Source organism: Plesiocystis pacifica SIR-1, from assembly GCF_000170895.1.
Classification (GTDB): Bacteria; Myxococcota_A; Polyangia; order Nannocystales; family Nannocystaceae; genus Plesiocystis; species Plesiocystis pacifica.
The window spans coordinates 155,958-181,853 of the sequence record NZ_ABCS01000003.1; the positions used below are offsets into that span (position 1 = coordinate 155,958).

A 25,896-nucleotide genomic window follows, 5' to 3' on the forward strand; every position below is an offset into this window, starting at 1 on the left:
CGCAGGGATCGGTGAACGACAGCGGTGAGCAGATTTTTCGCGGAGCGCTCGGAGCGAGGCTGCTAGCTTCGCCAACATGGTCGCGCCGCCGCCGGGCAAGTCCCCGCATCTCGCGAAGCTCGAGCAGCTGCCCCTCGCAGAGGTGTTCGAGCCCAGCCACCTCGAGCTGCTCGCGCAGATCGCCAGCCAGGAGGACTACGCCGCCGAGACGACCCTGTTTCGCCCCGGCGACGAGGCCCAGTGGTTCTACGCCGTGGTCTCGGGCCGGGTCAGCCTGACCTTGCAGGTGCCCGGCCGGGCGCCGACCATCGTCGCCTCGCTCAGCCGCGGCGACCTGTTTGGCTGGGAGGCGCTGCGCGTGGACTCGCGCCGGGACATCACGGCGGTGGCGAGCAAGGCGACGCAGTGCCTGCGCTGCTCGGGCGCGGCGCTGCGCGAGCTTTGCGAGCTCGACCACGAGCTGGGCTACCGGGTCATGAGCCACGCCTTCGATCGGGTCGCCAGGGACCTGTCGGACTGCCGGGTGCGCCTGGTGGACATGTACGGCCAGGGTTGCTGATCCGTGAGCGCGCGCCTGACCCACGACGGCTTCCGCCGCCTGCTCGAGCAGGTCCGCGAGGCGGGCTACGCCCTGGTCGGCCCGACGATCTCCGACGGGGCGATCGTCTACGGGCCGATCGCCGGCGCCGACGACCTGCCGATCGGGTGGACCGACGAGCAGGCCCCCGGGCGCTACCGCCTGCGCGAGCGCGGGGACCGGGCGCACTTTGGCTACGTCCTCGGGCCCCAGGGTCCGCGCCGCCAGCTCACGCCCCCCGTCGAGACCCTCGTGCGCATCCGCCTGGGCCCGCGCCGGGAGCAGGGGCCGCGTACGCCCGAGGGGGTCGAGGCCGCGGACGAGGACGGCGAGCCGCTGGCGCTGATCGGGCTGCGGGCCTGCGAGCTCGCGGCGATGGCGGTGCAGGACGCCGTGTGGACCGGCGGCCCCTTCGTGGATCCCCGCTACGCCCGACGGCGCGAGCGGGCGCTGATCATCGCGGTGGACTGCCTCGAGCCGGGCGAGCTGTGCTTTTGCGTGTCCACGAACACGGGCCCGGGGGTCGAGGCGGGCGCGAGCTTCGACCTGCGCCTGACCGAGCTCGGCGAGGAATTTTTGGTCGAGGTCGGCAGCGAGCGCGGCCAGGCGCTGATCGATGGCCTGGGCGAGCTGGCCGAGCCCTCGACCGCGCAGCTGTTCGCGGCCCGCACCCAGGGCGTGCTCGCGGCGGCCATGGAGCTGCACGGGCGCGAACGCCAGCTCGACCTCGACGGCCTGCCCGAGCTGCTGTTCGCCAACCTCGACCACCCGCGCTGGGACGAGCTGGCGGCGCGCTGCCTCAGCTGCGGCAGCTGCACGTTGGTGTGCCCGACCTGCTTTTGCCACCGCGTCGAGGAGCGCGCGCCCCTCGACGCGCCGACGAGCGAGCGGGTGCGCCACTGGGACTCGTGCTTCACCGACGAGCACTCGCGCATTCACGGGGCCCAGTTTCGTCCGCAGATCCGCGAGCGCTACCGGCAGTGGATGACCCACAAGCTCGGGGCCTGGGTCAGCCAGTTCGGGACCAGCGGCTGCGTGGGCTGCGGGCGCTGCATCGCCTGGTGCCCCGTGGGCATCGACATCACCGAGGAGGTCGCGGCGATCCGGGCCGCGCCGGTGGCCCCCGACGACGCCGAGCCGGTCGCGCTCCCCCCCGCCACCACCGTCCCCGCCCTCGCCGGCGACCCCATGCACCCGCAGCTGGCCCGGGTCGTGTCCGTGCGCGAGGAGCTGCGCGAGGTCGTGACCCTGGCGGTCGAGCCCGTCGGCGTGTTCAGCCACGCGCCCGGGCAGTTCAACATGCTCGGCCTCCCGGACGTCGGCGAGGTCCCGATCTCGATCTCGGGCCAGGCGGGGGGCGAGCTGCTGCACACGATCCGCGCCGTCGGGGCGGCCTCCCGGGCCCTCGTCGCGCTCGAGGCTGGGGACCGGCTGACCCTGCGCGGGCCCTTCGGCAGCGCGTGGCCGCTGGCCGAGCTGCGCGGGCACAACGTCGTGGTCATCGCGGGCGGCCTGGGCCTGGCGCCCCTGCGCGGGGCGCTGCGCGAGATGGTCGCCCACCCCGAGCGCTACCCCTCGGTGCGCCTGCTCTACGGCGCCCGGTCCCCGGAGGAGCTGTTGTTCGCCGACGAGATCCTCAGCTGGGATCGCAGCATCCGCTTCGCGCCCACGACCGCCCCGGCGGTGCTCGAGTCCGGCCACGTCAAGGTCCACGTGACCGTCGACGGCGCGGCCCCGGGCTGGACCGGCCACGTCGGCGTGGTCACCAAGCTCATGCGCCGCAAGCCCTTGTCCGCCCACGCCCGCTACCTGGTCTGCGGCCCCGAGATCATGATACGCTTCGTGCTCCGCGAGCTCGAGACCATCGGCGTGGCCCAGGACCAGGTGTGGCTGTCCATGGAGCGCAACATGAAGTGCGCCGTGGGCATGTGCGGGCGCTGCCAGTACGGGCCGCACTTCATCTGCAAGGACGGGCCGGTGTTCCGCTGGGACGCGATCGCGGGGCTGCTCGGCCGGGAGGGCTTTTGATGGCCGCCCGACCGCGCCTGGGCGTGTTCAAGCTGGCGTCCTGCGACGGCTGCCAGCTGACCCTCCTCGACCTCGAGGACGAGCTGCTGGCCATCGCCGCGGCCGTCGACATCGTCCACTTCCCCGAGGCCAGCTCGGACATGGACCCCCACGGGCGCTTCGACCTGACCCTCGTCGAGGGCTCGGTCTCGACGCCCGCGCAGCTCGACGAGCTCCGGGCGATCCGCGCCCAGTCGCGGACCCTCGTGGCGATCGGGGCGTGCGCGACCGCGGGCGGGGTCCAGGCCCTGCGCAACTTCGCCGATCACCGCGAGTACGTCCGGGCGGTCTACGCCACGCCGGCCTACATCGAGACCCTGGCCCAGGTGACGCCGATCGCCGCCCACGTGCGCGTGGACTTCGAGCTGCGCGGCTGCCCCATCGACAAGGGCCAGCTGCTCGAGCTGATCTCGGCGACGCTCGTCGGGCGCCGCCCGGACATCGCCGACGAGAGCGTGTGCATGGCCTGCAAGCGCGCGGGTCAGGTGTGCGTGACCGTGGCCCACGGCCAGCCCTGCCTCGGGCCCGTGACCCACGCGGGCTGCGGGGCCCTGTGTCCACGTTTTTCCCGGGGCTGCTTTGGCTGCTACGGGCCCAGGGAGCGGGCCAACACCGAGGCCCTCGCCGACCACATGCAGGCCGAGGGCGTGAGCGCGGCTTCGCTGGTGCGTCGCTTTCGGCTGTTCACGGGCTGGTCCGAGGCCTTTCGAGCGGAGAGCGAGCGCCATGACGACTGAGGAGGAGCGCGACCACAAGCAGCCCCCGAGCGCGGTCGAGCTCGGCGCGGACGAGCGCGTCTACAAGGTCGAGATGCTCGCGCGGGTCGAGGGCGAGGGGCGCTTTTGGCTGCGCCTCGACGCCGCCGGGGAGGTCGCCGACGCCAAGCTGGCGATCTTCGAGGCGCCGCGCTTTTTCGAGGCTTTCCTGCGCGGCCGAGACCTCGAGGAGGTCCCCGACATCGTCGCGCGGATCTGCGGGATCTGCCCCGTGGCCTACCAGATGGGCGCCGTGCGGGCCCTCGAGCGGATCTTGGGCGTGGATCCGCCGAGCCCCGGGATCCGCAGCCTGCGGCGCCTGCTCTACTGCGGCGAGTGGATCGAGAGCCACGTGCTGCACGTGTTCATGCTCCACGCCCCGGACTTCCTCGGCTACGAGAGCGCCATCGAGATGGCCGCCGACCACCGCGCCCGGGTCGAGCAGGGCCTGCGCCTCAAGAAGGTCGGCAACGCGATCATCGAGGTCCTCGGCGGCCGGGCCATCCACCCGGTCTCGCCGAAGGTGGGTGGCTTTAGCCGCACGCCGACGGTGGCCGAGCTCGCGGCCCTGCGCCCGCGCCTCGAGGCCGCGCTCGAGGAGGCCGAGGCGGTCGTCGAGTGGAGCGCGGGCCTGCCCATGCCGGCGCTCGAGCTCGACTATGTGTTCGTGTCCCTGGCCAGCGAGGACTACCCCATCGAGTTCGGCGACGAGGTGCTCGTGCGCGGGCGCGGCCGGGACGAGCGGGTCGACGTCGATGAATTTCTCGACCACTTCGTCGAGGACCACGTCGCCCACTCCAACGCCCTGCAGTGCCGGCTGCGCGACGGCACGCCCTACCTGGTCGGGCCCATGGCGCGGCTCAACCTGTTCGCCGATCGCCTCCACCCCCGGGCCGCGCGGGCCCTCGAGCGCAGCGGCCTGGCCCTGCCCGTGCGCAACCCCTACCAGTCGATCATCGTGCGCGCCGTCGAGGTCGTGCACGCCTTCGCCACGGCCCTGGACATCGTCACGAACTACACCCGCCGCGTCGAGCCGGCCTTCGTCGAGCTGCCGCCCGCGGGGGCGCGCGCAGGGCGGGCCAGCGGGGGCACCGAGGCGCCCCGGGGGCTGTGCTGGCACCGCTACGAGACCGACGCCGAGGGGCTGATCGTCGACGCGCGCATCGTCCCGCCGACCTCGCAAAACCAGGCCCGGATCGAGCGCGACCTGGTCGGCCTGGCGCCGCAGCTGCTGGCCATGGACCACGGCGCCGCGACCCGGCGCTGCGAGCAGCTGATCCGCGCCTACGACCCGTGCATCTCGTGCGCGACCCACTTCCTGAAGCTGGAGATCGAGCGGGGCTGATGGCCGTCCGCGTCATCGCCCTCGGCAGCCCCCACGGCGGGGACGATGCCCTGGCCCTCGAGCTCGGGGCCAGCTTGGGCGAGCGCTACGGCGAGCGCGTCGAGCTGCGCCTGGCCGGGCGCCCGGGGCCGGGCCTGCTCGACCTGCTCGAGACGGCGGCGCCGGTGCTGCTCCTCGACGTGGTCCGCAGCGCCGCGTCGCCGGGGACGGTCCATCGAGTTCCGCTCGCCGAGCTCGAGTCGCGGAGCCTGGCCGAGGAGCAGGTCTCGTCTCATGGCTTTGGCCCGGGGGAGGCCCTCGAGCTCGGTCGGGTCCTGGGTCGCGTCCTGCCGCGGGGGACCTTCGTGGGCCTCGAGGGCGAGCGCTTCGAGCTCGGGGCCGAGCCCTCGCCGGCGATGCGCGCGGCCTGTGTCCGCTTTGCAGCCGCGGCCAGCGATGCCCTCGAGCAGCTCGAGCAGGAGAGAGCGTCATGCACGAATCGGGTCTGATCCAAGCGCTCATCGACACCGCCGAGGCCGAGGCCGCGACCCGGCGGGCGCAGCTCGTCGGCATCGAGCTGCGCCTGGGGGTCCTCGCTGGGGGCTCGCCGGCGCACCTGCGCGAGCACTTCGAGCACGAGTGCGCGCGGCGGGGGCTCGCGGGGGTCGAGCTCGACATCCGCGCCGAGCCCGACTACCCCGGCGGTATCGAGATCACCGGGTTGTCGCTGCGGCCCTTGGCAAAGTCCGCGCCCTGAGCTGCGGCTGGGTTGAACCATGGCGGCGCGGCGCGGGCAGATTCGGGGCATCGTTCAGGGCGTGGGCTTTCGGCCCTTCGTCGCGGGGTTGGCTCGTGGGCTCGGCCTGCGCGGTCACGTCGAGAACCGTGGGGGCGAGGTGATCGTGGCCATCGAAGGCAGCGCGGCGGCCCTCGACGCCTTCGCGGCGCGCCTGCCCGAGGAGGCCCCCGAAGCGGCGCAGATCGAGGCGGCGCGTTGGATGGAGGTCGAGGGAGGGCTCGGCGACGGCTTCGTGATTCGGGCGAGCGAGGCTCGGGGCGAAGGCGTGCTGGCGATCGGCCCCGACCTGCGCGTGTGCGAGGCTTGCCTGGCCGAGGTCGGCGACCCCGAGGATCGCCGCTTTGGCTACGGGCTCAACGCGTGCACGGCCTGCGGCCCGCGGCTGACGATCACGGCGCGCTCGCCCTGGGCCCGGGCCGACAGCGCGATGGCCAGCTTTCCTGCCTGCCCCGCCTGCCAGGGGGAGTTCGAGGATCCCGAAGATCGCCGCTGGCACGCCGAGGCCATCGCGTGCCCCGACTGTGGCCCGCGCCTGCGCCTCGAGGCCCTCGACGGTCGAGGCCTGGCCGGTCCCGAGGGGGCGATCGAGTCTGCGGCGGAGCTCCTGCGGCGCGGGCAGGTCCTCGGGTTGAAGGGCGTCGGAGGCTTTCAGCTCCTCGTCGACGCGCGCTCGGAGGCGGCGGTCGAGACCCTGCGCGCGCGCAAGCGTCGACCGCACAAGGCGCTCGCGGTGATGGTCGCGGACTTGCGGGCGGCGGCGGAGCTGGTCGACCTCACGGGGCCCGCGGCAGCGGCTCTGGACAGCCCGGCGGGGCCGATCGTGCTGCTCCCGCGGAGGGGCCCCCAAGCCGCGGAAGGGGTCGCGCCCGGGCAGCCCCGGCTGGGCCTCATGCTCCCGACCACGGCCGCGCACGCGCGCTTGCTCGCTGCCTTTGGCGGTCCGATCGTGGCGACCTCGGGCAACGTGCACGGGCGGCCCATGGCTCGGACCCTCGACGAGGCGCGGGCGCAGCTGACCGGGGTCGCGGACGCTCTGCTGGTCCACGACCGGGCGATCCTCCGGCGCTGCGACGACTCCGTGGTGCAGGTCGTCGAGGGCCGGCCGCGAGCGCTCCGCCTCGGCCGCGGCCTGGCCCCGGCGCGCTTCGAGCTCCCGGGCAGCGCCGACGCGTCGCTCCTGGCCCTGGGCGGACACCTGCAGCACACCCCGGCCTACGCGGGCGAGGGCCTGGCGCTGGTCTGGCCCTACGTCGGCGACCTCGACGAGGCCGAGACCCGCGTCGCCATGGGCGAGGGCCTCGCGGACTTGTGCGCGACGATCGGGCGCGCGCCGACCCGGGTGGTCTGCGACGCCCACCCGGACTACGCGACCACGCGCTGGGCCGAGGCCGCCCAGCGCCGCGACCCGAGCTTGCGCGTGGATCGGGTCTGGCACCACCACGCCCACGTCGCGGCGGTGCTCGCCGAGCACGGTCGGGCGGCGGCCCTCGGGGTGAGCTGGGACGGCGCGGGGCTGGGCACGGATCGCAGCAGCTGGGGCGGCGAGTTCTTGCTCGTCGAGGGCGCCCGCTTCCGACGGCTGGCCCACCTTCGCCCCTTCCCGCTGCCCGGCGCAGACGCGGCCGCCCGCGACGGCCTGCGCGTGCTCGCGGGCATGCTCGCGGCCGCCGAGTTGCCCGCGCCGCGTTTGGGCGGCGAGCAGGACGAGGCCCTCGCCCGCTTCCTGTCCATCGCGCGTCGCCCTCGCTTGAGCCCGTCGAGCAGCGCGGTCGGTCGGCTCTTCGACGCCTTCGCGGCGCTCGTGGGCCTGCGTCGCCGCAGCCGCTATCAGGCCGAGGCCGCCTGCGCCCTCGAGCACGCCGCGGCCGCCCACGGCCCCGCGCCGGCCTACCCCTTTGGCTTCGACGGCGCGCGCCTGGACTGGCGGCCCGCGCTGGTCGGCGCCATCGATGAGCGCGCGCGCCCTGGCCTGGTCGCCGCCCGGGTCCACGCGACCTTGATTTCGATGATCCTGGCCGTCGTCGCCCGCCACCGCCCGCGCACCGTCGCGCTGTCGGGGGGCTGCTTCGCCAACGCGCTGCTGCTCGCGGGCGCGAGCGAGGCCCTGCGCGGCGGGGGGGTCGAGGTGCTCAGCCCCGAGCGCCTGCCCCCGGGTGACGGCGGCCTCGCCCTGGGACAAGCCTGGGTCGCCACTCGATCGGAGGAGGTCGGCGCATGTGCCTAGCGGTCCCCGGTCGCCTGCTCGAGCGCTGGTCGGACGCGACGGGTCTGGCCCATGGGCGCGTGGCCTTTGGCGCGGTCCGCCGCGAGGTGTGCCTGGCCTATACGCCCGAGGCCCAGGTCGGCGACTTCCTCATCGTGCACGTTGGCTTTGCGATCCAGATCCTCGACGAGGCGGCGGCCCGCGAGGCCCTCGGCTACTGGTTGGAGATCGGGTTGGAGATGGCCGAGCAGGAGGGCGGCGAGTCGTGAAGTGGGTCGAGGAGTTCCGGGATCCGGCGGCGATCCGGGCCGCGAGCGCGGCGATCGCCGAGGCGATCACCCAGCCGTGGACGATCATGGAGGTCTGCGGCGGGCAGACCCACGCGATCGTGCGCTGGTCCCTGCACGAGCTCCTGCCGCCGGAGCTCGAGCTCGTCCACGGCCCGGGCTGTCCGGTGTGCGTGACCCCGGGGGAGGTCCTCGACGCCGCGCGCGACCTGGCCGTCGAGGGCGGGGTGATCCTGGCGACCTACGCCGACATGCTGCGCGTGCCGGGGCAGCGGCGCACCGGGGACCTGCTCGCGGCTCGGGCCGCAGGGGCGGACGTGCGCGCCGTCGCCTCGCCCCTCGACGCCCTGCGCCTGGCGCAGGCCCACCCCGAGCGCGAGGTCGTCATGCTCGCCGTGGGCTTCGAGACCACCGCGCCCGCGAGCGCGGCGGCGATCGAGGCGGCCGCGCGGGGCGGCGTCGCCAACTTCTCGGTGCTCGCCAGCCACGTGCGCGTGGCTCCGGCGATGGCGATGATCCTCGCAGGCGAGGACAACCGCGTGCAGGGCTTCTTGGCCGCGGGTCACGTGTGCGCCGTGGTCGGGACCGAGGACTATCCGCCCCTGGTCGAGCGCTACGGGGCGCCGATCGTGGTCACGGGCTTCGAGCCCCTCGACCTGCTCGCGGGCGTGCTCCGCTGCGTGCGTGCCCTCGAAGCCGGGCGGCCGAGGCTGGAGGTGCAGTACCGCCGGGCGGTCCGTCCCGAGGGCAATCCGGTCGCGCGAGCGGCCCTCGAGCGGGTGTTCGAGGTCGTCGACGCGCCCTGGCGCGGCCTGGGCGAGGTGCCCCAGGGGGGCCTGGCGATCCGCCCGGAGTTCGCGGCCCACGACGCCCTGCGGCGCTTCGAGCTGCGCCCGGATGAGCGGGGTGTGGCGGCCGAAGGTGGGCAGGGGAGCTGCCGCGCGGCCGATGTCCTCCGCGGTCGCCTCAAACCCCTGGCCTGCCCCGAGTTTGGCCGCGGCTGCACCCCCGAACGACCCCTGGGCGCGCCCATGGTCTCGAGCGAGGGAGCCTGCGCCGCCTACTACCGCCACCGAGCGCGTCATGCCTGATACCGATATTGAGGAGGGCCCGTCCTGCCCCTTGCCCTTCTCCGACTACGAGCGGGTCGTGCTCGCCCACGGCGGCGGCGGGCGGGTGATGCAGCGGCTGATCCGCGACCTGTTCGTCGCGGCCTTTGGCGGGGCGGCGCTCGAGCGCGGCCACGACGGGGCGGTGCTGCGGCCGCGCGGGCCCATCGCGGTGACCACCGACGCTTTCACCGTCAGCCCGCGCACCTTCCCCGGCGGCGACCTGGGCAGCCTCGCGGTCCACGGCACGGTCAACGACCTGGCGATGTGCGGCGCCCGGCCGCTGGCGCTCACGGCCAGCTTCATCCTGGAAGAGGGCCTCGAGCTGCGCGAGCTGGCGACCCTCGTCGAGCACATGGCCGCGGCCGCGCGCAGCTGCGGGGTCGAGGTCGTGACCGGCGACACCAAGGTCGTCGAGCGCGGCAAGGGAGACGGGGTGTTCATCACGACCACGGGGGTGGGCGAGCTGCTCGTCGACCCGCCCCCGGGGCCAGAGCGCCTCGCCCCCGGGGACGCGATCGTGGTCAGCGGACCGATCGGCGAGCACGGCGTGGCGGTCCTCGCCGCGCGCGAGGGCCTGAGCCTCGAGCCGCCCCTGGTCAGCGACGCGGGCCCGGTCCACGCGGCGGCCCTCGCCCTGGTCGAGGCCTGCGAGGTCCACTGCCTGCGCGATCCGACCCGCGGGGGCCTGGCCTCGGTGCTCGCCGAGCTGGCCACGGCGAGCGGCTCGAGCATGCACATCCGCGAGGCTGATGTTCCCGTGCGCCCGGCCGTCGCCGACACCTGCGAGCTGCTCGGCCTCGACCCCCTCTACGTCGCCTGCGAGGGCCGCTTCGTGGCCTTCGTGCCCGCGGCCCAGGTGGACGACGCGCTCGCGTGTCTGCGCCGCAGCGGCTGCGAACAGGCCGCGCACATCGGCGCGCTCGGGCCCGCGAGCGCGGACCCGCTGGTGTTCGCCGAGTCAGCCCTGGGCGGGCGGCGGATCCTCGACCTGCTCTCGTCTGAGCAGCTCCCGCGGATCTGCTGACCGGGAGGGTCAGCTCGTCGAAGCGGCGGCGGGGATGCGCGGCCAGTGGGGCGTGGACTCGACCAGGACCTCGCGCAAGCGGCCGCGGAGCTCGCGGTGGTGGCCAGGGCGCATGTCCATCACGGTCAGCCGGCGCAGGCAGGGGAGCGCCTCGAGGAGCCGAACCTGAGCCGAGTTGGGGACCTCCGGGAGGAGCAAGTGCTCGAGCTGCTCGAGGGCGCGCAGGGCCGCGTCGGGGGGCTCGGGCTCGAGGCCGAGGAGCCGCAGGTCGAGGACGCGCAGGGGGACGGCGCGCTGGATCGACGCGAGGTGCTGCCAGTCGACGATGTCGAGGCCGTCGTCGAGGACGGCCAGCGAGGGGCTCGGCAGCTCGCGCAGGCTCGCGAGGGTGGTCGCGCTCAGGCCCAGGTGCTCGAGGCGGGGCAGGGCCTCGACGGGGCCCTCACCCCACAGCACGAGCCGACGCAGCGCCGGCCAGGCGAAGGTGTCCGCGACGTCGAGGTGGCGCAGCGGGATCTCGAGGCTCTCGAGGCGATCGTCGAGCTGGGCGTGGGCCTCTCGCCAGCGCATGACGGGGGCTGCGCGGATCCCCATGGGCTCGACCTGGAGGTGGCGCAGGCTCAGCTCGGACAGGACCTCGGCCCACTCCTGGGGCCCGGCCTCGAGCTGAAGGCTGAGCGAGTCGAGCCGGAGCTTGGTCAGCGTGCCCAGGGCCTCGGCGGTCCTGAACCACGCGTGGAGGTGGCGCAGCTGGGGCAGCTCGGCGAGGGCGGGGAGCTCCCGGATCTGGAGCGAGCCGAGCTGGAGGTGGGTCAAGGGCGCGCCCCGGAGCCGCTCGAGCCCAGGCTGGGTGTGGTGCGGGAGGCTGAGGCCGCGCAGCTGGGGGAGGGTGAGGAGCTGCTCGAGGGCCGCGTCGAGGTGGACCCCGCCGTGGACCTGCAGCTTCAGGTGCACGAGCCGGCGCAGCTTCATCAACACGCCGAGGTCGTCCCAGTCGGCGGTGGTGCGGTTGAGCGTCGTCGACACGCACGCCGGGTTGACCCGGGCGAACTCGTGCTCGAGCTCGTCCATGCGCGAGCCCTCCAGCTTCCACAGCCCGCGCAGCGCCGGCATGGGCGCGCAGGCCTTGAGCTGGCCCTCGGCGGCGCCCGAATAGTCGACCACGAAGCCCGCCCGCATCTTGGCCAGGGCGGGGGCGAAGGACGAGGGCCAAAACTGGCTCTCGGTCGCCAGCTCGCGCGCTTGCTCGTTGAGCTCCCGGGCCTGCTCGGGGGTCGCGGCGCGGACCGAGGCGAGCTCGAGGGCGAGGAGCTCCCCGCGGGGGTCGCCGCGGGCGAGGAGCTCGTCGGCGAACACGCTGGCCTCGTCGAGCTGCGCGGCCTCGTCGATGATCTGGTCGATCAAAGCGAGGCGAGTCTACCCGAGGGGCGCAGAGGGTCGGCCCCAGTTGTCGAGCTCGCGCTCGAGCGCGTCGACGATGCGTTGGACCTTCGCGTCGTCGAGGGCGTCGGGGTGCGGCGGCCCAAAGCGGTGGGCGTCGTTGTCGAAGTACTTGCCCGAGGCGTCCGCGAAGGCCTCGCTCAGCGCCGCCCGCATCAAGATGTCGGCGCCGACGCGCACGTCGTTGCCCGCGACCCCAAAGCCCTCGCGGACCATGTTGGTCGCGAGCAGCGAGCCCGGGTTGACCGCGACCACGACCGGCCCCTCGGGCAGGGACTTCGCCAGCCACCGCGACCAGGCCGTGATCGCCAGCTTGCTCTGGGCGTAGGCGTCGAACTCCGCGAGCCGCCTGCGCCCGGCGAGCGCGTCGAGGCTGACGGGGTTTTGCGCCGCCGACGAGAGGTTGACGATCCGTCCGCTCGGGGGGAGGAGGGGCAGCAGCCGCTGGGTCAGGTGCAGCGGCGCGAGGGTGTTGACGACGAAGCGCAGGTCGTGGCCGCTGTCGGTGATGGGCCGGGAGGTCTTGAACACCCCCGCGTTGTTGATGAGCACGTCCAGCCGCGCGTGGTCGCTCACGACGGCGGCCGCGAAGGCCTCGACGGCGTCGAAGCGGGACAGGTCGGCGACGTAGCCCTGGACCGGTCCGGCGCCGGGCAGGACCCGGAGCAGGGCCTCGAGCTCGTCGAGCTTGGCGCGGCTGCGCCCGTGTACGAGGAGGTGATGCCCCCGCGCCGCCAGGGCCTTGGCGGTTTCGAAGCCGATGCCGGAGGTCGCCCCCGTGATGAGAATGGTCTTGGACATGGTCGGGTCGTTTCAGTCGTGGAATGCGGGCAGGAGCTCGCGGGAGAGCCGTTCGAGGGTGGGGGGGATCTCGGCGGCGTTGAAGCGGAGGTTGAGCGCGACGTGGTTGAGGCCGGCGTGGCGCAGGGACTCGAGGTAGCGCTGCAGGCCCTTCACGCCGACTCGGAGCCCGAGGTGGATGGGGCTCGGCGGGGCGTCGGGGTCCTCGAGCAGGTCGACGTAGAGCGGCTGCATGGCGGGCTTTTGCGCGCGCCCGGCCTCGAGCCTTCGCCGACGCCAGTCGCCGACGATCCTCGCCTGAGCGCTCGCCGAGCGCGGGTAGATCATCCACCCGTCGCCGTGCCGGGCGTGCCACTCGGGCCCCTGCTGACTCCCGCCGGTGAGCAGCAGGGGGAGCTTGCCGCCCGAGGGCTTCGGGAGCATGTCGAGGCCCCCGCCCGGGCTGCCGTGGGCGCTCTGAAACGCGGCCCGGGCGTCGCCCATCTGCCGGATGTACTCGAAGCTGTCCCGGAAGCGCTCGCCTCGATCGTTGTAGGGCAGGTTGAGCGCCGGGTACTCCTCGGGCCGGTCACCGGAGGCCACCCCGAGCAGGACGCGACCGCCGCTGAGCACGTCGGCGCTCGCCGCCGCCTTTGCGACGTGCGCGGGGTGGCGAAGGGGGAGCACCACGCTGGCCACGCCGAGGGCGATGGACTCGGTCGCGCCCGCGAGCAGGCCCAGGTAGACGAAGGGGTCGAAGAGCTGGCCCGCGTCACCAAAGCTCGGCACGTTGAAGGGGACGTCCCGCAGCCAGACCGCCGCGAAGCCGAGGGCCTCGGCCAGACGCACCCGCTCGAGGTGGTCGGCCATGGTCGGCACGGGGCCCTGGGCGTAGCGCTCGATGGGCACGACCAGGCCGAGGGTCAGGCGCTCGGGCTGGAACACCGAGGCGTAGCCGCGATTGATGCGGTCGAAGGCGCTCGGCTCGGCTGGGGCTCGGGTGGGCCTGGCGACGGACATGGGGACTTCCTCGGTTCGACAAATCTAGGTTACAGGTGACGGGGCGCCGACTGGACAGTGTTGCTCTGTGCGGCCTCCGAAGGCATGATGGAGTCGCTCCCGGCGCCTGAGAAACAAAGAACGTTCACATCACTTTCAATTTTTGATTGACAATCTATGAGGCTAGACGAGATGGAGCTCCTCCTGCGCGTCGCCGAGACGGGGTCCATGACCCTGGCGGCCCGCCAGATGAACCGAACCCCCGCGGCGGTCAGCGCCTCCGTGAAGCGGCTCGAGGCCGAGCTCGGGGTTCGGGTCTTCGATCGCACGACCCGCTCCGTGCAGCCCACGGACGAGGGGCTGCTCGTGCTCGAAGGCTGCCAGGACGTCGTCGAGCGGTGGCAGCAGGCCCTCGAAGGCATCCGCGGCGCCGAGCGGGAGCTCGCGGGCAGCATCCACGTCTCGGCGCCCGCGGACACGAGCTACCAGGTCCTCGCGCCGGTCGCCGTCGAGGTGGCCGCGGCCCACCCCAAGCTCGACATCGTCGTCCACTCCAGCGACGCGGTGCACCACCTCCACCGAGACGCCATCGACATGGCGATCCGCTACGGCCCCCTGCAAGACAGCGCCCTGACGGCGCGAAAGCTCGCGCAGTGGCCGGGCGTCCTGGTGGCGTCTCCCGCCTACCTCGAGCAGCACGGACAGCCCGAGCGGCCCGAACAGCTCGCCGACCACCGACTGCTCACCCTTCAGCTCTCGAGCATCCCCAACCGAAGCTGGTCGCTGCGCTCGGAGGCGGGGCCGCGCCAGCTCGAGATCGAGAGCAACCTGTGCGGCGACGGCTACCTGACCCGTCGGTGGGCGAGCGAGGGGCGAGGCGTCGCGCTCAAGAGCTTGTTCGACGTGATCGACGACCTCGAGTCGGGCCGCCTCGTCCGCGTGTTGCCGGCGTACTCGAGCGGGCCCATGCCGATCCACGCCCTGTTCCCGAGCCGCCGCTACATGCCGGCGAGGGTGCGCGCCTTCGACATCGCGCTGTCCGCCGCCTTCGAGGCGCGCTCGGGTCGCTGCGCGGCCTGGCTGCGGAGCCAGTCCCCGGGGCAGTCGCCAGGGTAGTCGTCAGGGCGCGAAGCCGACGCCGAACTGGATGGTCTGGCGGCGATCCTCGGGGAAGCGCCAGCGCTTGATTCGACGCACCGCGCAGGCCGACAGGGCCGGCACGCCGAGCTCGTCGACCTCGAGGGTGACCCAGTCGACGGCGCCGTTGCGGCGGATGTCGACGGCGAACAGCAGCGAGCCCGCGCGGGTGCGCTGGTCGGCGGGGAGCTCGGACCAGCAGCTCTGCAGCTCGGGCAACTTGGCCTCGACCACGGCCTGGCGCGCGCTGGCCTTGGCCGAGCTCGAGCTTCCATGGGCGCAGCCGGCCAGGAGCACGAGGCCCGCCGCGCACAGGCACTGGCGCGCGCGCATCACAGCCCGAGGACGTCGAACATGTCGTAGACGCCGGGCTCGGCGTTGGCGGCCCAGCGAGCGGCCCGCAGGGCCCCGCGGGCGAAGATGGCCCGGTCGCCGGCGCGGTGGATGAGCTCGATGCGCTCGCCCTCGCCGAAGAACATCAAGGTGTGCTCGCCGGCCGAGTCGCCGCCGCGCATGCCGTAGACGCCGATCTCTTCCTCCTGGCGAACCTCCCGACGGCTCGAGCGATCGGTGATCGCCACGTCGGAGAACACCTGCTCCCGGGACTTGGCCACGGCCTGGGCGATGCGCAGGGCCGTGCCCGAGGGCGCGTCGCGCTTGTGGCGGTGGTGCAGCTCGACGATCTCGGCCTCCCAGTGGGGCCCGAGGGCCTGGGCGGCGACGGCCGCGAGGCGCTGCATCAAGGTCACGCCCACGGAGAAGTTGGCGGCGTAGACCACGGGGATCTTGGTGCCGGCGTCGATCAGCAGCTGCTCTTGCTCTCCGCTCAGCCCGGTGGTCCCGATGACCAGGGGCACGCCCGCCTCGACGCAGCGGTTGACGTTGGTCTCCGTCGCCTTGGGCAGGGAGAAGTCGACGACCACGCTGCCCCGGCGGGGGCGGAGCTCGTCGTTGACGAGCACGCCGAGCTCCGGGCGGTTGACGAGGCGGCCGGCGTCCTGACCGATGCCGGGGCCGCCCGAGCGGTCGACGCAGGCGCCGAGGGTGAGGTCCTCGGAGTCCATCACTTCGCGGATGAGGGCGGTGCCCATGCGGCCGCGGGCGCCGACGACGAGAATCGAGATCATGCGGGTGTTCATGGTGGCAATCCTGTGGAAAGCGGGGACGGATGGGGCTCAGCCGAGCAGTCCGAGCTCGCGCATGCACGCGCCGAGCTGAGCGTAGAGGGGGTCGTCCACGGACATGTCGTGGAGGGGCGAGCGGAGCGTGAGGCTCGACAGCCCGAGCTGGTGGAGGGCGGCCTTGGCCGGGATCGGGTTGGCCGTGGCGAACAGCAGGCGGGTCAGCCGCAGCTGCTGGTAGTGGAGGCTCCGGGCCGCGTCGAGGCGGCCAGCGGCGAAGGCCTCGTAGAGGTCGACGATGAGCTTGGGCGCGACGTTGGAGACCACCGAGATGACCCCGTCGCCGCCCACGGCGAAGAAGGGCAGCATGGTGAAGTCGTCGCCGGACATCAGGCAAAAGGCCTCGCCGCACTGCTCGCGGACCTGGGCCGCGCGGTACATGTCCGCCGTGGCTTCCTTGACGCCCACGATGTTGGGGTGGCGGGCGAGCTCGCCGAGGGTCTCGGCCTGGATGTCGGCGACGGTCCGCCCGGGCACGTTGTAGACGACCATCGGCAGGTCGACGGCGTCGGCGATCGCCGTGAAGTGGCGGACCATGCCGGACTGCGGGGGCTTGTTGTAGTAGGGGACGACCTGCATGGTCGCGGTGACCCCGAGCTCCTTGCACGCCCGGGCCAGCTCGATGGCCTCGCGGGTGGAGTTGGAGCCGGCGCCGGCGAGCACGGGCACGCGCCCGTCCGCGACGCGGTTGACGACCTCGACGACGTGGATGTGCTCGGCGTGGGACAAGGTCGCGGCCTCGCCCGTGGTCCCGCAGGGGACCAGGCCGTGGATGCCGCCGGCGATCTGAGCCTCGACCAGCTTGGCGAGGGCGTCGTCGTCGACGCGGCCCTCCGCGTCCATGGGGGTGATCAGGGCCGTGAAGACGCCGCGGAAGATCTTGGCCGTGTCCGACATCGTTGCGGGACACTAACTCACGGTCGAGGACGGCTCAAACGCGGGCGGCTTTACCAGCTCAGCGCCTCGGCGACGGCGATCAGGCTCAAAGGGCCGCGCGGCACGGAGTGGACCAGGGCGACGGCCGCCGACGCCGGGCCCAGGGGCGCGCTGATGCGCCGCGAGCCGGCGAGGGCCTCGCAGCGCACGGAGCTGTAGCGCAGCCCCGCGCTGACCCGCGGGTCGTGGAGCCGGGTCGTCCCGAGGATCGCGTGGAGGCGGAGCGGGCTGGCCTCGTCGTCGAGGGGGGAGAGCTCGTCGAGCAGGGCCTCGGGGACCTCCCAGCGCAGCTCGATCTCGCCAGCGCTGGCGACCGCGCCGGCGACGAAGCGGGCGCTGAACCGAGCTTGCGGCCGCACGCGCAGGCGCTCGACGAGGGCGAGGGCGTGGCCGTTGGTGGGGTCGCCAGCGAGCACCTCGTCGAGGGTCGCGCGGGCGCGCTCGGGGTGGCCCTGGGCGAGGTAGAGGAGCGCAAGGGTGGGGCTGGCCAGGGGCTCACTCACGGCTGGACCTCGCTGCGTTCGGCCTGTTCGAAGGGGGGAAGGGCCGCGTCGGCGGCCACGGGCCGAGCGTGGCGGCGGGCCTCGGCGGCGGCGTCGAGGAGGGGGCGGGCGCGGGCGATGTCGGCGGCGATGGCCTCGCGCAGGGCCTGGGGCCCGTCGAAGCGCTGCTCACCCCGGATGTAGTCGACGAAGGCCACCTCGACGCGCCGGCCGTAGAGGCGCGCGCCCAGGTCGACGTCGAGGGCGTGGACCTCGAGGCGCAGCGGGGCGTCCTCGCGCGCGCCGGTGAAGGTCGGGTTGGTGCCGAGGTTGGCGACGGCGGCCCAGCTGTCCCCGGCGTCGCCATCGCTCAGGTCGGTCAGGAAGCAGGCGTAGACCCCGGAGCTCGGCAGCAAGGACGCGGCGGCGACGTTGGCGGTGGGGAAGCCGAGCCCGCGGCCGCGGGCGTCTCCGTGGACCACCTCGCCCTCCACGGCGTAGAGGCGCCCGAGCACCCGAGCGGCGCGCTCGACCTGGCCCTCGCTGACGTAGCGGCGGATCGCCGTGGATCCGAGCTTCTCGCCGGCCAGCTCGCCGCGGCCTTCGATCTTCTCGACCACGGACACGCGCACGCCCGCCGGCTCGAGCAGGGCGCGGAGCTCCTCGGGCCCGCCGGCCCGGCGAGCGCCGAAGCGAAAGTCGTAGCCGACGATCACCGCCGCGGGGGCGAGGCCGTCGAGCAGGAAGGCCTGGACGAAGGCCTGGGGGCTCATGGTCGAGACCGAGGGATCGAAGCGCAGCATCACCAGCTCGTCCACGCCGAGCTCACGGCACACGCGGACGCGCTGCGCGGGGGTCTGGAGCCGGGGCGCGGCCTTGCCGGGGGCGAGCACGTCGGCGGGGCGGGGCTCGAAGGTGACCACGGCGACGCGACCGGCGAGGCTGCGCGCCCGAGCGATCAGGCCCTGGTGCCCGCGGTGCATGCCGTCGAAGGTGCCCAGGCACACGGCGGTGTCGGCCGGGAGGGCTCCGGGCGTGGGCGGGGTCGGGGAGTCCGGCGGCGTGGGGGCGGACGAGAGGTCGAGGACGCGCATGCGGCTGAGGCAGGCGCAACCTAGCAGGCGCCTCGGGCAGCGCCTAGATGGGCCGATCGCCCGGGGCGGCGGCCTCGACGGGCCGCGCTCTTGGCGCTGGTCGGCGGCCCGCGCGGGCGCCCAGGCTATGCTCCGCCGGTGCGGCACGTGCTCGCGGTGGCGTGGATCGCCTTCGTCTTCCTGATGATCGGGGCTTCCCCCGCGCACTTTTGGTTGGACTCCGGAGAGATCGCCGCCGCCGGGGCCGAGCTCGGCGTCATGCACCCCACGGGCGTGCCCGGCTACATCCCGCTGCTGCACGTGGCCACCGCGCTGCCCGTCGGCAGCCTCGGCTTTCGCATGGCCCTGTGCTCGAGCCTGTGCATGGCCGGCGCGATCGCCCTGGTGCTGGCGATCTTCGAGCGCCGCGGCGCGCACTGGGGCCTCGTGTGGGCCCTCGGCCTGTGGATGCCGCTGGGCCTGACCCTGGCCCGCAACGCGCGGGTCGTCGAGATCTACGCCTTCGCGGCCCTGCTCCTGGCTGCGGCGCTGTGGGGCTTCGACCCGGCGGTCGCCGACGCGCGCCGGGACGCGCGAAGGAGCGTGGGCGTGCTCGCGGCCGTGGTCGCGACCTGGGGCTTTGGCGACCTGCGCCTGGCCCTGGTGCCGGCCGTGGTGCTCGCGTGGATCCTCGCGTGGCGCCGGGGCGAGGCGTGGACGCGCTGGGCCCCGCTGGTCGTGGCGTTGGCGTCGACGGTGGTCCTGACCTTGCCCTTCGCGGCGGCCCGCGGCCCCGCGGCGGACTGGGGGCACCCGGTCGACGCGGCCTCGGTCTGGGCCCACGTCCAGGCCACGGCGATCCGCGACAGCTTCGCGGTCAAGCTCGCCGGCATGGGCTCGCGCGCCTGGGGCCTGCACGCGCGCCAGAGCTTGCTGCGCCTGACCGAGGACCTGGGCCCGGTCGGCCTGCTCGCGTCCGTGGGCGCCCTGGCCCTGGGCTTGACCCGCCCGCTGTCCGCCCACGCCCGCGAGCGCGAGCTGGCCAAGGCCGAGAGCCGCGACGCTCGGCCGCTGCGCGAGTTCCTCGACGCCGACCACGGCCTCGCGCGCTGGCTCGGCTGGCTGGCCCTCGTCGAGCTCGTCTACGCCGTGGCCATCAACCCCATGGGCGGGCGCGATCGCCAGACCGGGCTGGCCCTCGCCGTGGTGCTGACCGTCGCCCTGGGCCTGGCGCTGCACCGCTGGCTCGAGCACGGCGCCCGCGGTCCCCGGGCCAGCGAGGCGCCCGGCCCCCGCAAGCGCCGGCTGTTTGGTCTCGGCGTCCTCGCGCTGTTTTTGTGGCTGCCGCCGGCCTACGAGAGCGCCTCGGACCTGCTCGTCACGCGCTCGTGGGCGCCCCACGCCTGGACCCGCGCGGCCCTGGCCGACGCGCCCCAGGACGCCCTGCTGCTCAGCCAGAGCGACGATCTGAGCGCTGGCCTGGCGGCGGCCCGGGCCCTCGAGGGGGCGCGCCCCGATCTGGTCACCGCGCCGGCCCAGCACCTCTACCGCGAGCCCACGCCCTGGCAGCTCGCCGAGCCTCGCCGCGCCTCGGTGTGGATGGCCGCCGAGCAGGTCGAGTCGAGCCGCTGGCAGGGCCAGGGCGAGCGCGGCCGGGTGCTCGCGGCCTTCGACGCGTGGCAGGGCTACGTGGTCCTCGAGTCCCCGACCACCGGCGCGCTCGGGGGCGTGGCCCTGCCCGCCTTGCCGGGCGACGCGGCGCGCTTGCCTCTGGCCGTCAGCCTGCTCCCGCCGCCGCGCGACGCCCTCCCGGCCACCGCGCGGGCCCCCGGCGAGGACCCCCTCGCGCCCCTGCGGGCCACCCTCGCGCGCTGGTCGGGGCGCCTCGACAACCCCGTCGATCGCCAGCGCCTCGCCGACGCCCTCGCCCTCGCCGTCCACGGTCGCTTCGCCCGCTCGCCGGACTCGCCCGTGCGCTGGCTCGAGGCCCGGGACGGCTACGGGCTGATCCTCGACGAGGTCGACCCCGACCACCCGCGCTCGCTGATCGGCCTGGCCGCCGCCGAGGATCGCTTTGGCGAGACCCGCCGCGCCATCGAGCTCACCCGCCGGGCCCTCGAGCTCGACCCCGAGCGCTCGACGGCCGCCGCCAACTTGGCGCTCTATCTGTCGCGCGACGAGGGCGGCCTCGAACAGGCGCGCGAGCTGGCCGAGCTGGCCGTCGAGCTCGCGGCCGACAAGCGCTCGAACTGGTCGCGCCTGCTGCAGGTGTGTCAGGCCCAGGGCGACGGCGAGTGCGAGGCTCGGGCGCAGGCGAAGCTGTGACGCGCGATGGGGTTTGGATCGATTCCGTTCGGTTCAGCGCACTCGATCGCCAATGCATGCGACGCCATGAGCTCGCTCGTTCGCGTTTGGGCGGCGCGCGTCAGTCGAGGTGCTGGGTGTTCTCCATGCGCGAGACCATCTTGAGCATGGACTCCATCTGCGCGACCTCTGCCCGGGTCTTCTCGAGCAGCTCGTTGGACTCGCGGTGGTCCACGCCGAGCTCCTTGGCCTTCTCGAGCTGGGCCAGGCCCTCCTTGGTCTTCTCGAGGCAGGTCGAGATGCGGCTCGCGTTGATCACCGCCTGGCCCGAGGCGGCGTCGAAGCCCAGGTCGCAGGCGCCCCGCTCGGCCTCGCCGAGCAAGCGCAGGCCCTCGGCGTAGTAGTCGTTGCCGTTCTCCATGCAGGCGCTGGTCAGCGCGAGGGCGAGGAGGGCAGGGGCGAGGCGAGTCCAGGGGAGAGGGCGACGCATGGGATGAGCTCGGGGCGTCGGCGACGCGGCATGGCGTGCACAGGGGGTCTCGACGCGAGTGTTAGACTGCCATGGATGTCGGTCATCGCACAGCGACTGCGAGAGGCCCGCGCAGAGGCGGGTTTGAGCCTGGAGGCCATGGGGGCCCTCGTAGGTGTGCCTGCAGATGCGATTCGGAGCTTTGAGGAGGAGGCTCGCTGGCCGCCGACATCCACCGTGCGTGCCTACGCGACGGTCTTCGGCAGTCGAGTCGAACGCTTCTTGCGCGACGGGGCGGTGAATGCGCCGTCTGCCTTGCTGTTTCGCTCCGCGTTCGAGCAGGGCGGAGACTTGTCCCAGGCGTTGGGTCCGTCGGACCTTCGGGTGCTCGGCCGCTTCCTCTCGTGCGTCGCGGATGCCCATGAGCTCGAGGTGGCGATGGGTCGAGGCCGCCCCAAGCTGGAGCTCGACGACCCCTCCCGCGGCGAAGAGCTTCCCTGGGTCCGCGGCCGAGCGTGCGCCGAGTACGTTCGGCGGGAGCTCGGGCTTGGCGACGCGCCGATCCCCTCCATGCTCGCGCTGCTCCGAGAGCGCCTGGGGTGGTCGGTGTTTTTCGTGACCCCCGACGAGCTGTCCTCGACGGTGGAGGGCGCCTCGACGGCGGCGCCTGGACCCGGGCTGCTCATCAACCTCGTGGGCGGGCGCGAGAGCTGGTGGCGGACGCGCGCGAGCTTGGCCCACGAGATGTGCCACGTCTTGTTCGACACGCGCGCTCGGCCCTATCTGTTGAGCCCCGAGGGCAGCCTCAAGGACCGCGGGGACTGGTCGCTGGTCGAGCGTTTCGCGGAGCTCGAGAGTCGGGCGAACGCGTTCGCGGCCTACTTCCTCGTCCCGCGTCAGTCGCTGAGGGCCCTCGTGGGAGCGAACGCCGTGACGGGCACCATCGTTGATGAAGTTTGTCGTGTCTTCGGCGTCGGCAGGACGATGGCAGTGCACCGCTTGGGCCACGAGTTTGGGTTGTCCGAGCAGGACAAGGCCGAGCTGCTCGAGACGTGGAGCCGCAGCCCCGATGTCAGGCCGCACCCAGACGCCGCGCTCTCGCCGGGCTTGCCTGGGGAGTTCCTGAGCCGACGGGTCGTCGAGGCCGTCGAGGTGGGGGTGCTCGACACGGTGCAAGCACGCTCGATCCTCCGCGTGCCCATGTCCGAGGAGATCGCGGCGTTGGGAGCCCGCGGTGCCGCGCTGCTCGAGCCCGAGAGCCTCGCGCGCGCCCGCGCCGAGGCGCACGGCTGGACCCTTGGGATGGGTTCGTGCCGGTCCGTCAGCGCCATGAAGACCCCGGCAGGGTGGACGGTGACCATCGAGGGGCGGCGAGGCTCCTCGGTGGTTCAGCGCGACGTCGAAGTCTCTGCCGGCTTTGAGCTGGTGTCTGCCTGAGGAGTCGTCGCCGAGTGGAGCGACATGTCTCGCAGCTGAGGCACAGCTATTGTGTGCCGGCCTGCATCGTCATGGTCGAGCGCTGGCGAGGAGCCTCGAGCGTCGACACGGATCGACGGCAAGAGCAGCTGTTCTCGAAGTTCGCCTCCAACGGCCTGTGCTCACTGAGAGCCCTCGACGGGCGCGTGGGCCAGTGGCGGTACTTTTCCGTGGACGACCCCGACAGCTCGGAGCTGCTCGCTGCCGAGGTCTCGGATGATCGATGGGCGATCGTCGAGTGCATGTCGGGTCCCTTCGGAGCAGCGCTGCGTCGGCTCGAAGCACGGTCTCCGCACGGAGAGCTGTCCCCAGGCCCCTTGCCCTATCACGCCATCTGCCTCGTTGGCCGGACAGGTCGCGGCTTTGAATTCCTGGACCCCTGGTCGGCCCGCGAGCACCAGCCCCTGACGATCTCCATCGAGGACTTCGCCACCTTTTGGACGGGCGGAGCGCTCTTCGTTCAGCGAGTGCCCATTCACGGCTGAGCGCCGTCGGCGATCCAGCGAGCTACGGCCACCCAGTCCGCGAAGGGCAGGGGCTCCCCCGGAGGCATGGCCGCGCCCGCGATGCCGTGCAGGGCCTCGCCGCTCGCCGTGCGGTGGAGCTTGTGCAGCAGGTAGCTCTCGCTCGGACGCCCGGGGGTGACCATGGGCACGCCGGTGGGCTCGAGGCCGTCGCGGAGCACGAGGGACTCGAAGGCGAGCTCGGCGGTGCGCAGGTCGAGGCGGGCGAGGGCGAGCTCGTCGCTGCCCTGGTGGCAGCTGCACGCGCCGCGCTCGGGGTCGAACACGGCGTCGTCGGTGAACAGCTCGGCGAGGGTCGGCCCGGGCTCGAGGGTCGGGACCTCCTCGGGGGCGGGGTCGCCGATGTCCCCGGCGACGGTGAAGTCGAACCATCGGGTGACGTTGCCCTCCTCGTCGGCGGTCCACCCGGGCGCGCTCAGGTCCATGCCCTGTCCGCGCCAGCCGAGCCCGTCGATGGCGCGCAGGCGGGCCCGGTAGGTGATGCCCGGCTGCAGGGGAGACTTTGGCGTGATCGAGAGCACCGAGCCGGGGCACCAGCGCTCGGCGGCGATCGCGTCCTGCTGGCCGGGGGCGCGCCAGCTGAACATTTGAACTGAGAGCTCGGTGTCAAAAGTCAGCGTCGACGAGCGCAGGTTCAGGTCGAAGTCGTCCGGGATCTGGGGATCGATCTCCGTCGAGAGGCACAAGTCGAAGCGCGCCCCGGGGTCGACGGCCAGGGAGCCGGCCGCCGGGACCGAGGAAGTGATCTCCACGGGTTCCGCGCTCGGCTCGAAGCGGACCTCGTCTCCGAGCTCCGCGCAGGCCCCCGAGATCGCGGCCACGAAACTCAGCGTGAACAGCGCGAGACGGCTCGGCGCGCGGCGGCGAAGTCGGCGTTGCCGACGCTGAGACCGGGTCCCAGGGGGCCCTTGGACCCCTTCGAGGGGTCGAGCCTTCCGCTCGAAGATCCGCCCGTGGACCGTCACCCTCGCACCCTATCAGGCCCCGCAGGGCACCACCAGCGCGGTGGGCGCGTGGAGCCGGAAAGCCGTTTGTCCAGGATCTCGTCACACATCCGCATGTTGCCAGCTGCGCCGAGTTGTTGACCCTGCGCGCGCGGCCCTGGTATCTTCGCCGCCGAATTCGCCAGGTTGCGCGGTGATTGAGCCAAGCAACCCGGCACGAAGGAGTCATCGGTGCCCCGTTCCACTGCCCGACTCAGTTCCCGACTCATCGCGCTCGTGGCCGTCGTCGCTTGCGCGGGTTGCGGCCCCTTTGGATACCTCAAGAAGGTGGCGACGGATGCGACCCGCGCCGTCGCCGAAGCCGAAGCGGCCGGAGCCGAGGAGTACGCCCCCTACGAATACTGGGGAGCGGTCGCTTATCTCGAGCAGGCGAAAGTGCTCATGGGCTACAGCGAGTACGAGCGCTCGTTCGACTTCGGTCAACGCGCCAAGGACCTCGCCAACGAGGCCAAGGTCAAGGCCCAGCGCGTCAAGAAGGGCGGCTCCGTCGTCCGTGACGAAGACGTCGCCGCGCCCACGGACATGATCGACTCCGAAGGCAACAAGGCCGAGACCTTGGACGAGGCCACCGACGAGGCCGACACCAAGGCCGAGAAGGACGCCAAGGCCGAAGGCGACGCCGGAGACGGTAAAGCCGAGGGCTCCGTCGGCGGCAGCCTCAAGGTCGGAGGAGACAAGTGATGCGCGAGCGCTTTGCCAACCTGGCGGTGCCCTCGCTGGCGCTGCTCCTGCTCCTGCCCTCGTGCGCCGGTCAAAAGCTCGAGGGCGACGTCCTCGGCACCCAGACCCGCCTGCAAGACGCGATCGCCGACGGCTCCAAGACCATCGGCTGCGCGCCCAAGGAGACGGCGCTCGCCGAGGCCAACGTCAAGTTCGCCGAGGAAGCCCTGCGCATGGGCGAGTACTACCGCGGCAAGGAGCACGTCCAGCTCGCGGCCAAGTACACCGAGATCGCCGAGCTCAAGACCGACCCGGTGCGCTGCCACGCGCCCGGCCAGGTCGTCGCCGCCGCCGAGCCCAAGGCCGGCGACCGCGACGGTGACGGCTACGACGACGACGTCGACAGCTGCCCCGACGAGGCCGAGGACTTCGACGCCTTCGAGGACGAGGACGGCTGCCCGGACCGCGACAACGACAAGGACGGTGTCCTCGACGCCGCCGAGTTCGAGAACGGCGTCTGGACCAACAACGACCAAAAAGACGGCGTCGACTGCCGCAACGACCCCGAGGACATCGACGAGTTCGAGGACGAGGACGGCTGCCCGGATCCGGACAACGATCAGGACGGCATCCTCGACGTCGACGACAAGTGCCCGATCGACCCCGAGGACATCGATCAGTTCGAGGACGAGGACGGCTGCCCCGAGCTCGACAACGACAAGGACGGCATCCTCGACGTCGACGACCAGTGCCCCCTCGACCCCGAGGACATCGACGGCGAAGAGGACGAGGACGGCTGCCCGGACCTGGCCGTCAAGGTCGATCCCTGCGCCATCAAGCTCGACGGCAAGATCATGTTCGACTCGGGCAAGTACGACCTCAAGAGCCGCAAGTTCGCCGACTCGAACTCCAAGCTGCTCGACGACGTCTACACGGTGCTCAACACCAACCCGGACATCACCATCGAGATCGGCGGCCACACCGACAGCAAGGGCTCGAGCCGGAGCAACCAGCGGCTGTCCGAGAACCGCGTCAAGAGCGTGCGCGAGTACCTGGTCGACAAGGGCATCGATGGGTCCCGGATCACCTTCAAGGGTTACGGTGAGGACGTCCCCGTCGACACCAACCGCACGAAGGAAGGCCGCGAGAACAACCGCCGCGTGGAAATTCTCCGGACCGACAACCCCGAGTGCAACAACCAGAAGTGACCCGCCCGGGCGCCCGCTTCGGTCGGCGCCCGGTCTGCATCACCTTCCCCCCTCCATTGCCCCCCCAAGAGGAAG

General features: G+C 72.9%; 26 protein-coding genes. 16 read left to right on the forward strand and 10 right to left on the reverse strand.

From position 1 onward, the window contains the following. Positions 1–76 precede the first annotated feature (76 nt). Genes PPSIR1_RS02740 through hypE form a run of 10 tightly spaced genes read left to right on the forward strand, consistent with a single transcriptional unit; the run spans position 77 to position 10,148 of the window. Positions 77–559, forward strand: a complete 483-nt coding sequence (locus tag PPSIR1_RS02740) for a cyclic nucleotide-binding domain-containing protein (RefSeq protein WP_006969452.1) — start codon at positions 77–79, stop codon at positions 557–559. A 3-nt stretch (positions 560–562) separates the two neighbouring features. After that, the gene (locus PPSIR1_RS49945; RefSeq protein ID WP_006969453.1) at positions 563–2,605 is read left to right on the forward strand and encodes a 4Fe-4S dicluster domain-containing protein; all 2,043 of its coding nucleotides are present in this window, start codon (positions 563–565) and stop codon (positions 2,603–2,605) included. Beyond that, positions 2,605–3,381, forward strand: a complete 777-nt coding sequence (locus tag PPSIR1_RS02750) for an NADH-quinone oxidoreductase subunit B family protein (protein ID WP_006969454.1) — start codon at positions 2,605–2,607, stop codon at positions 3,379–3,381. Before PPSIR1_RS49945 ends, PPSIR1_RS02750 begins: the two co-directional genes overlap by 1 nt. Further along, the gene (locus PPSIR1_RS02755; RefSeq protein ID WP_006969455.1) at positions 3,371–4,744 is read left to right on the forward strand and encodes a Ni/Fe hydrogenase subunit alpha; all 1,374 of its coding nucleotides are present in this window, start codon (positions 3,371–3,373) and stop codon (positions 4,742–4,744) included. Before PPSIR1_RS02750 ends, PPSIR1_RS02755 begins: the two co-directional genes overlap by 11 nt. Then, the gene (locus tag PPSIR1_RS02760; RefSeq protein ID WP_006969456.1) at positions 4,744–5,232 is read left to right on the forward strand and encodes a hydrogenase maturation protease; all 489 of its coding nucleotides are present in this window, start codon (positions 4,744–4,746) and stop codon (positions 5,230–5,232) included. Before PPSIR1_RS02755 ends, PPSIR1_RS02760 begins: the two co-directional genes overlap by 1 nt. After that, on the forward strand, positions 5,214–5,480 hold the full coding sequence (locus PPSIR1_RS02765; protein ID WP_006969457.1) for a hydrogenase/urease maturation nickel metallochaperone HypA: 267 nt from the start codon (positions 5,214–5,216) through the stop codon (positions 5,478–5,480). Before PPSIR1_RS02760 ends, PPSIR1_RS02765 begins: the two co-directional genes overlap by 19 nt. 19 nt (positions 5,481–5,499) lie before the next feature. Then, complete coding sequence (gene hypF / locus PPSIR1_RS02770; protein ID WP_045115233.1) at positions 5,500–7,746, forward strand: carbamoyltransferase HypF; 2,247 nt, start codon at positions 5,500–5,502, stop codon at positions 7,744–7,746. After that, complete coding sequence (locus PPSIR1_RS02775) at positions 7,737–7,994, forward strand: HypC/HybG/HupF family hydrogenase formation chaperone (protein ID WP_006969459.1); 258 nt, start codon at positions 7,737–7,739, stop codon at positions 7,992–7,994. Before hypF ends, PPSIR1_RS02775 begins: the two co-directional genes overlap by 10 nt. Then, a complete protein-coding gene (gene hypD / locus PPSIR1_RS02780) occupies positions 7,991–9,103 on the forward strand; it encodes a hydrogenase formation protein HypD (RefSeq protein WP_006969460.1) in 1,113 nt (370 codons plus the stop codon). The genes PPSIR1_RS02775 and hypD overlap by 4 nt, the downstream gene beginning before the upstream one ends. Continuing rightward, complete coding sequence (gene hypE / locus PPSIR1_RS02785) at positions 9,096–10,148, forward strand: hydrogenase expression/formation protein HypE (RefSeq protein WP_045115234.1); 1,053 nt, start codon at positions 9,096–9,098, stop codon at positions 10,146–10,148. The genes hypD and hypE overlap by 8 nt, the downstream gene beginning before the upstream one ends. Before the next feature lie 9 nt (positions 10,149–10,157). Here hypE and PPSIR1_RS02790 read toward each other — a convergent pair whose 3' ends face one another. Genes PPSIR1_RS02790 through PPSIR1_RS02800 form a run of 3 tightly spaced genes read right to left on the reverse strand, consistent with a single transcriptional unit; the run spans position 10,158 to position 13,388 of the window. Then, positions 10,158–11,552: a leucine-rich repeat domain-containing protein gene (locus tag PPSIR1_RS02790; protein WP_006969462.1), complete on the reverse strand. Its 1,395-nt coding sequence runs from the start codon at positions 11,550–11,552 to the stop codon at positions 10,158–10,160. A gap of 12 nt (positions 11,553–11,564) precedes the next feature. Next, positions 11,565–12,389: an SDR family NAD(P)-dependent oxidoreductase gene (locus PPSIR1_RS02795; RefSeq protein WP_006969463.1), complete on the reverse strand. Its 825-nt coding sequence runs from the start codon at positions 12,387–12,389 to the stop codon at positions 11,565–11,567. 12 nt (positions 12,390–12,401) lie between these two features. Then, positions 12,402–13,388, reverse strand: a complete 987-nt coding sequence (locus PPSIR1_RS02800; RefSeq protein WP_006969464.1) for a TIGR03571 family LLM class oxidoreductase — start codon at positions 13,386–13,388, stop codon at positions 12,402–12,404. A 171-nt stretch (positions 13,389–13,559) separates the two neighbouring features. Between PPSIR1_RS02800 and PPSIR1_RS02805 the strand changes: the two genes are divergently transcribed. Further along, positions 13,560–14,483: a LysR family transcriptional regulator gene (locus tag PPSIR1_RS02805; protein WP_006969465.1), complete on the forward strand. Its 924-nt coding sequence runs from the start codon at positions 13,560–13,562 to the stop codon at positions 14,481–14,483. A gap of 3 nt (positions 14,484–14,486) precedes the next feature. Here PPSIR1_RS02805 and PPSIR1_RS02810 read toward each other — a convergent pair whose 3' ends face one another. From PPSIR1_RS02810 to ribF, 5 genes are read right to left on the reverse strand one after another with little or no spacing between them, the layout of a single operon-like run. Further along, complete coding sequence (locus PPSIR1_RS02810) at positions 14,487–14,837, reverse strand: AgmX/PglI C-terminal domain-containing protein (RefSeq protein WP_006969466.1); 351 nt, start codon at positions 14,835–14,837, stop codon at positions 14,487–14,489. Next, on the reverse strand, positions 14,837–15,643 hold the full coding sequence (gene dapB, locus PPSIR1_RS02815; protein WP_006969467.1) for a 4-hydroxy-tetrahydrodipicolinate reductase: 807 nt from the start codon (positions 15,641–15,643) through the stop codon (positions 14,837–14,839). Before dapB ends, PPSIR1_RS02810 begins: the two co-directional genes overlap by 1 nt. Positions 15,644–15,679: 36 nt before the next feature. After that, the gene (gene dapA, locus PPSIR1_RS02820; RefSeq protein ID WP_006969468.1) at positions 15,680–16,582 is read right to left on the reverse strand and encodes a 4-hydroxy-tetrahydrodipicolinate synthase; all 903 of its coding nucleotides are present in this window, start codon (positions 16,580–16,582) and stop codon (positions 15,680–15,682) included. Positions 16,583–16,632: 50 nt separating this feature from the next. Next, positions 16,633–17,124: a hypothetical protein gene (locus PPSIR1_RS02825; protein WP_006969469.1), complete on the reverse strand. Its 492-nt coding sequence runs from the start codon at positions 17,122–17,124 to the stop codon at positions 16,633–16,635. Next, positions 17,121–18,197 (reverse strand): riboflavin biosynthesis protein RibF, encoded by a 1,077-nt coding sequence (gene ribF, locus PPSIR1_RS02830; protein WP_006969470.1) that lies wholly within the window; start codon positions 18,195–18,197, stop codon positions 17,121–17,123. Before ribF ends, PPSIR1_RS02825 begins: the two co-directional genes overlap by 4 nt. 138 nt (positions 18,198–18,335) lie before the next feature. Here ribF and PPSIR1_RS02835 point away from each other — a divergent pair, with 138 nt between their 5' ends. Next, positions 18,336–20,501 (forward strand): protein O-mannosyl-transferase family, encoded by a 2,166-nt coding sequence (locus PPSIR1_RS02835; RefSeq protein ID WP_157595143.1) that lies wholly within the window; start codon positions 18,336–18,338, stop codon positions 20,499–20,501. Between the two features lie 100 nt (positions 20,502–20,601). Here the strand turns inward: PPSIR1_RS02835 and PPSIR1_RS02840 are convergent, their stop codons facing one another. Beyond that, positions 20,602–20,970 (reverse strand): hypothetical protein, encoded by a 369-nt coding sequence (locus PPSIR1_RS02840; RefSeq protein ID WP_006969472.1) that lies wholly within the window; start codon positions 20,968–20,970, stop codon positions 20,602–20,604. Positions 20,971–20,973: 3 nt separating this feature from the next. On the opposite strand from PPSIR1_RS02840, the gene PPSIR1_RS02845 reads away from it, so the two are divergent. Both PPSIR1_RS02845 and PPSIR1_RS02850 read left to right on the forward strand, forming a co-directional pair. Then, positions 20,974–22,386 (forward strand): helix-turn-helix domain-containing protein, encoded by a 1,413-nt coding sequence (locus tag PPSIR1_RS02845; protein ID WP_086000956.1) that lies wholly within the window; start codon positions 20,974–20,976, stop codon positions 22,384–22,386. Between the two features lie 53 nt (positions 22,387–22,439). After that, a complete protein-coding gene (locus PPSIR1_RS02850; RefSeq protein ID WP_006969474.1) occupies positions 22,440–22,910 on the forward strand; it encodes a hypothetical protein in 471 nt (156 codons plus the stop codon). Here the strand turns inward: PPSIR1_RS02850 and PPSIR1_RS02855 are convergent. Next, a complete protein-coding gene (locus PPSIR1_RS02855) occupies positions 22,901–23,770 on the reverse strand; it encodes an Ig-like domain-containing domain (protein WP_006969475.1) in 870 nt (289 codons plus the stop codon). The two genes, PPSIR1_RS02850 and PPSIR1_RS02855, sit on opposite strands and share 10 nt — an antisense overlap. Positions 23,771–24,169: 399 nt before the next feature. Between PPSIR1_RS02855 and PPSIR1_RS41665 the strand changes: the two genes are divergently transcribed. Both PPSIR1_RS41665 and PPSIR1_RS02865 read left to right on the forward strand, forming a co-directional pair. After that, positions 24,170–24,634, forward strand: a complete 465-nt coding sequence (locus PPSIR1_RS41665) for a DUF4398 domain-containing protein (RefSeq protein ID WP_006969476.1) — start codon at positions 24,170–24,172, stop codon at positions 24,632–24,634. Further along, positions 24,634–25,821 carry an OmpA family protein gene (locus tag PPSIR1_RS02865; protein WP_006969477.1) on the forward strand — a complete coding sequence of 396 codons (1,188 nt, stop codon included), beginning with the start codon at positions 24,634–24,636 and terminating at the stop codon, positions 25,819–25,821. Before PPSIR1_RS41665 ends, PPSIR1_RS02865 begins: the two co-directional genes overlap by 1 nt. The last annotated feature ends 75 nt before the right edge of the window (positions 25,822–25,896 follow it).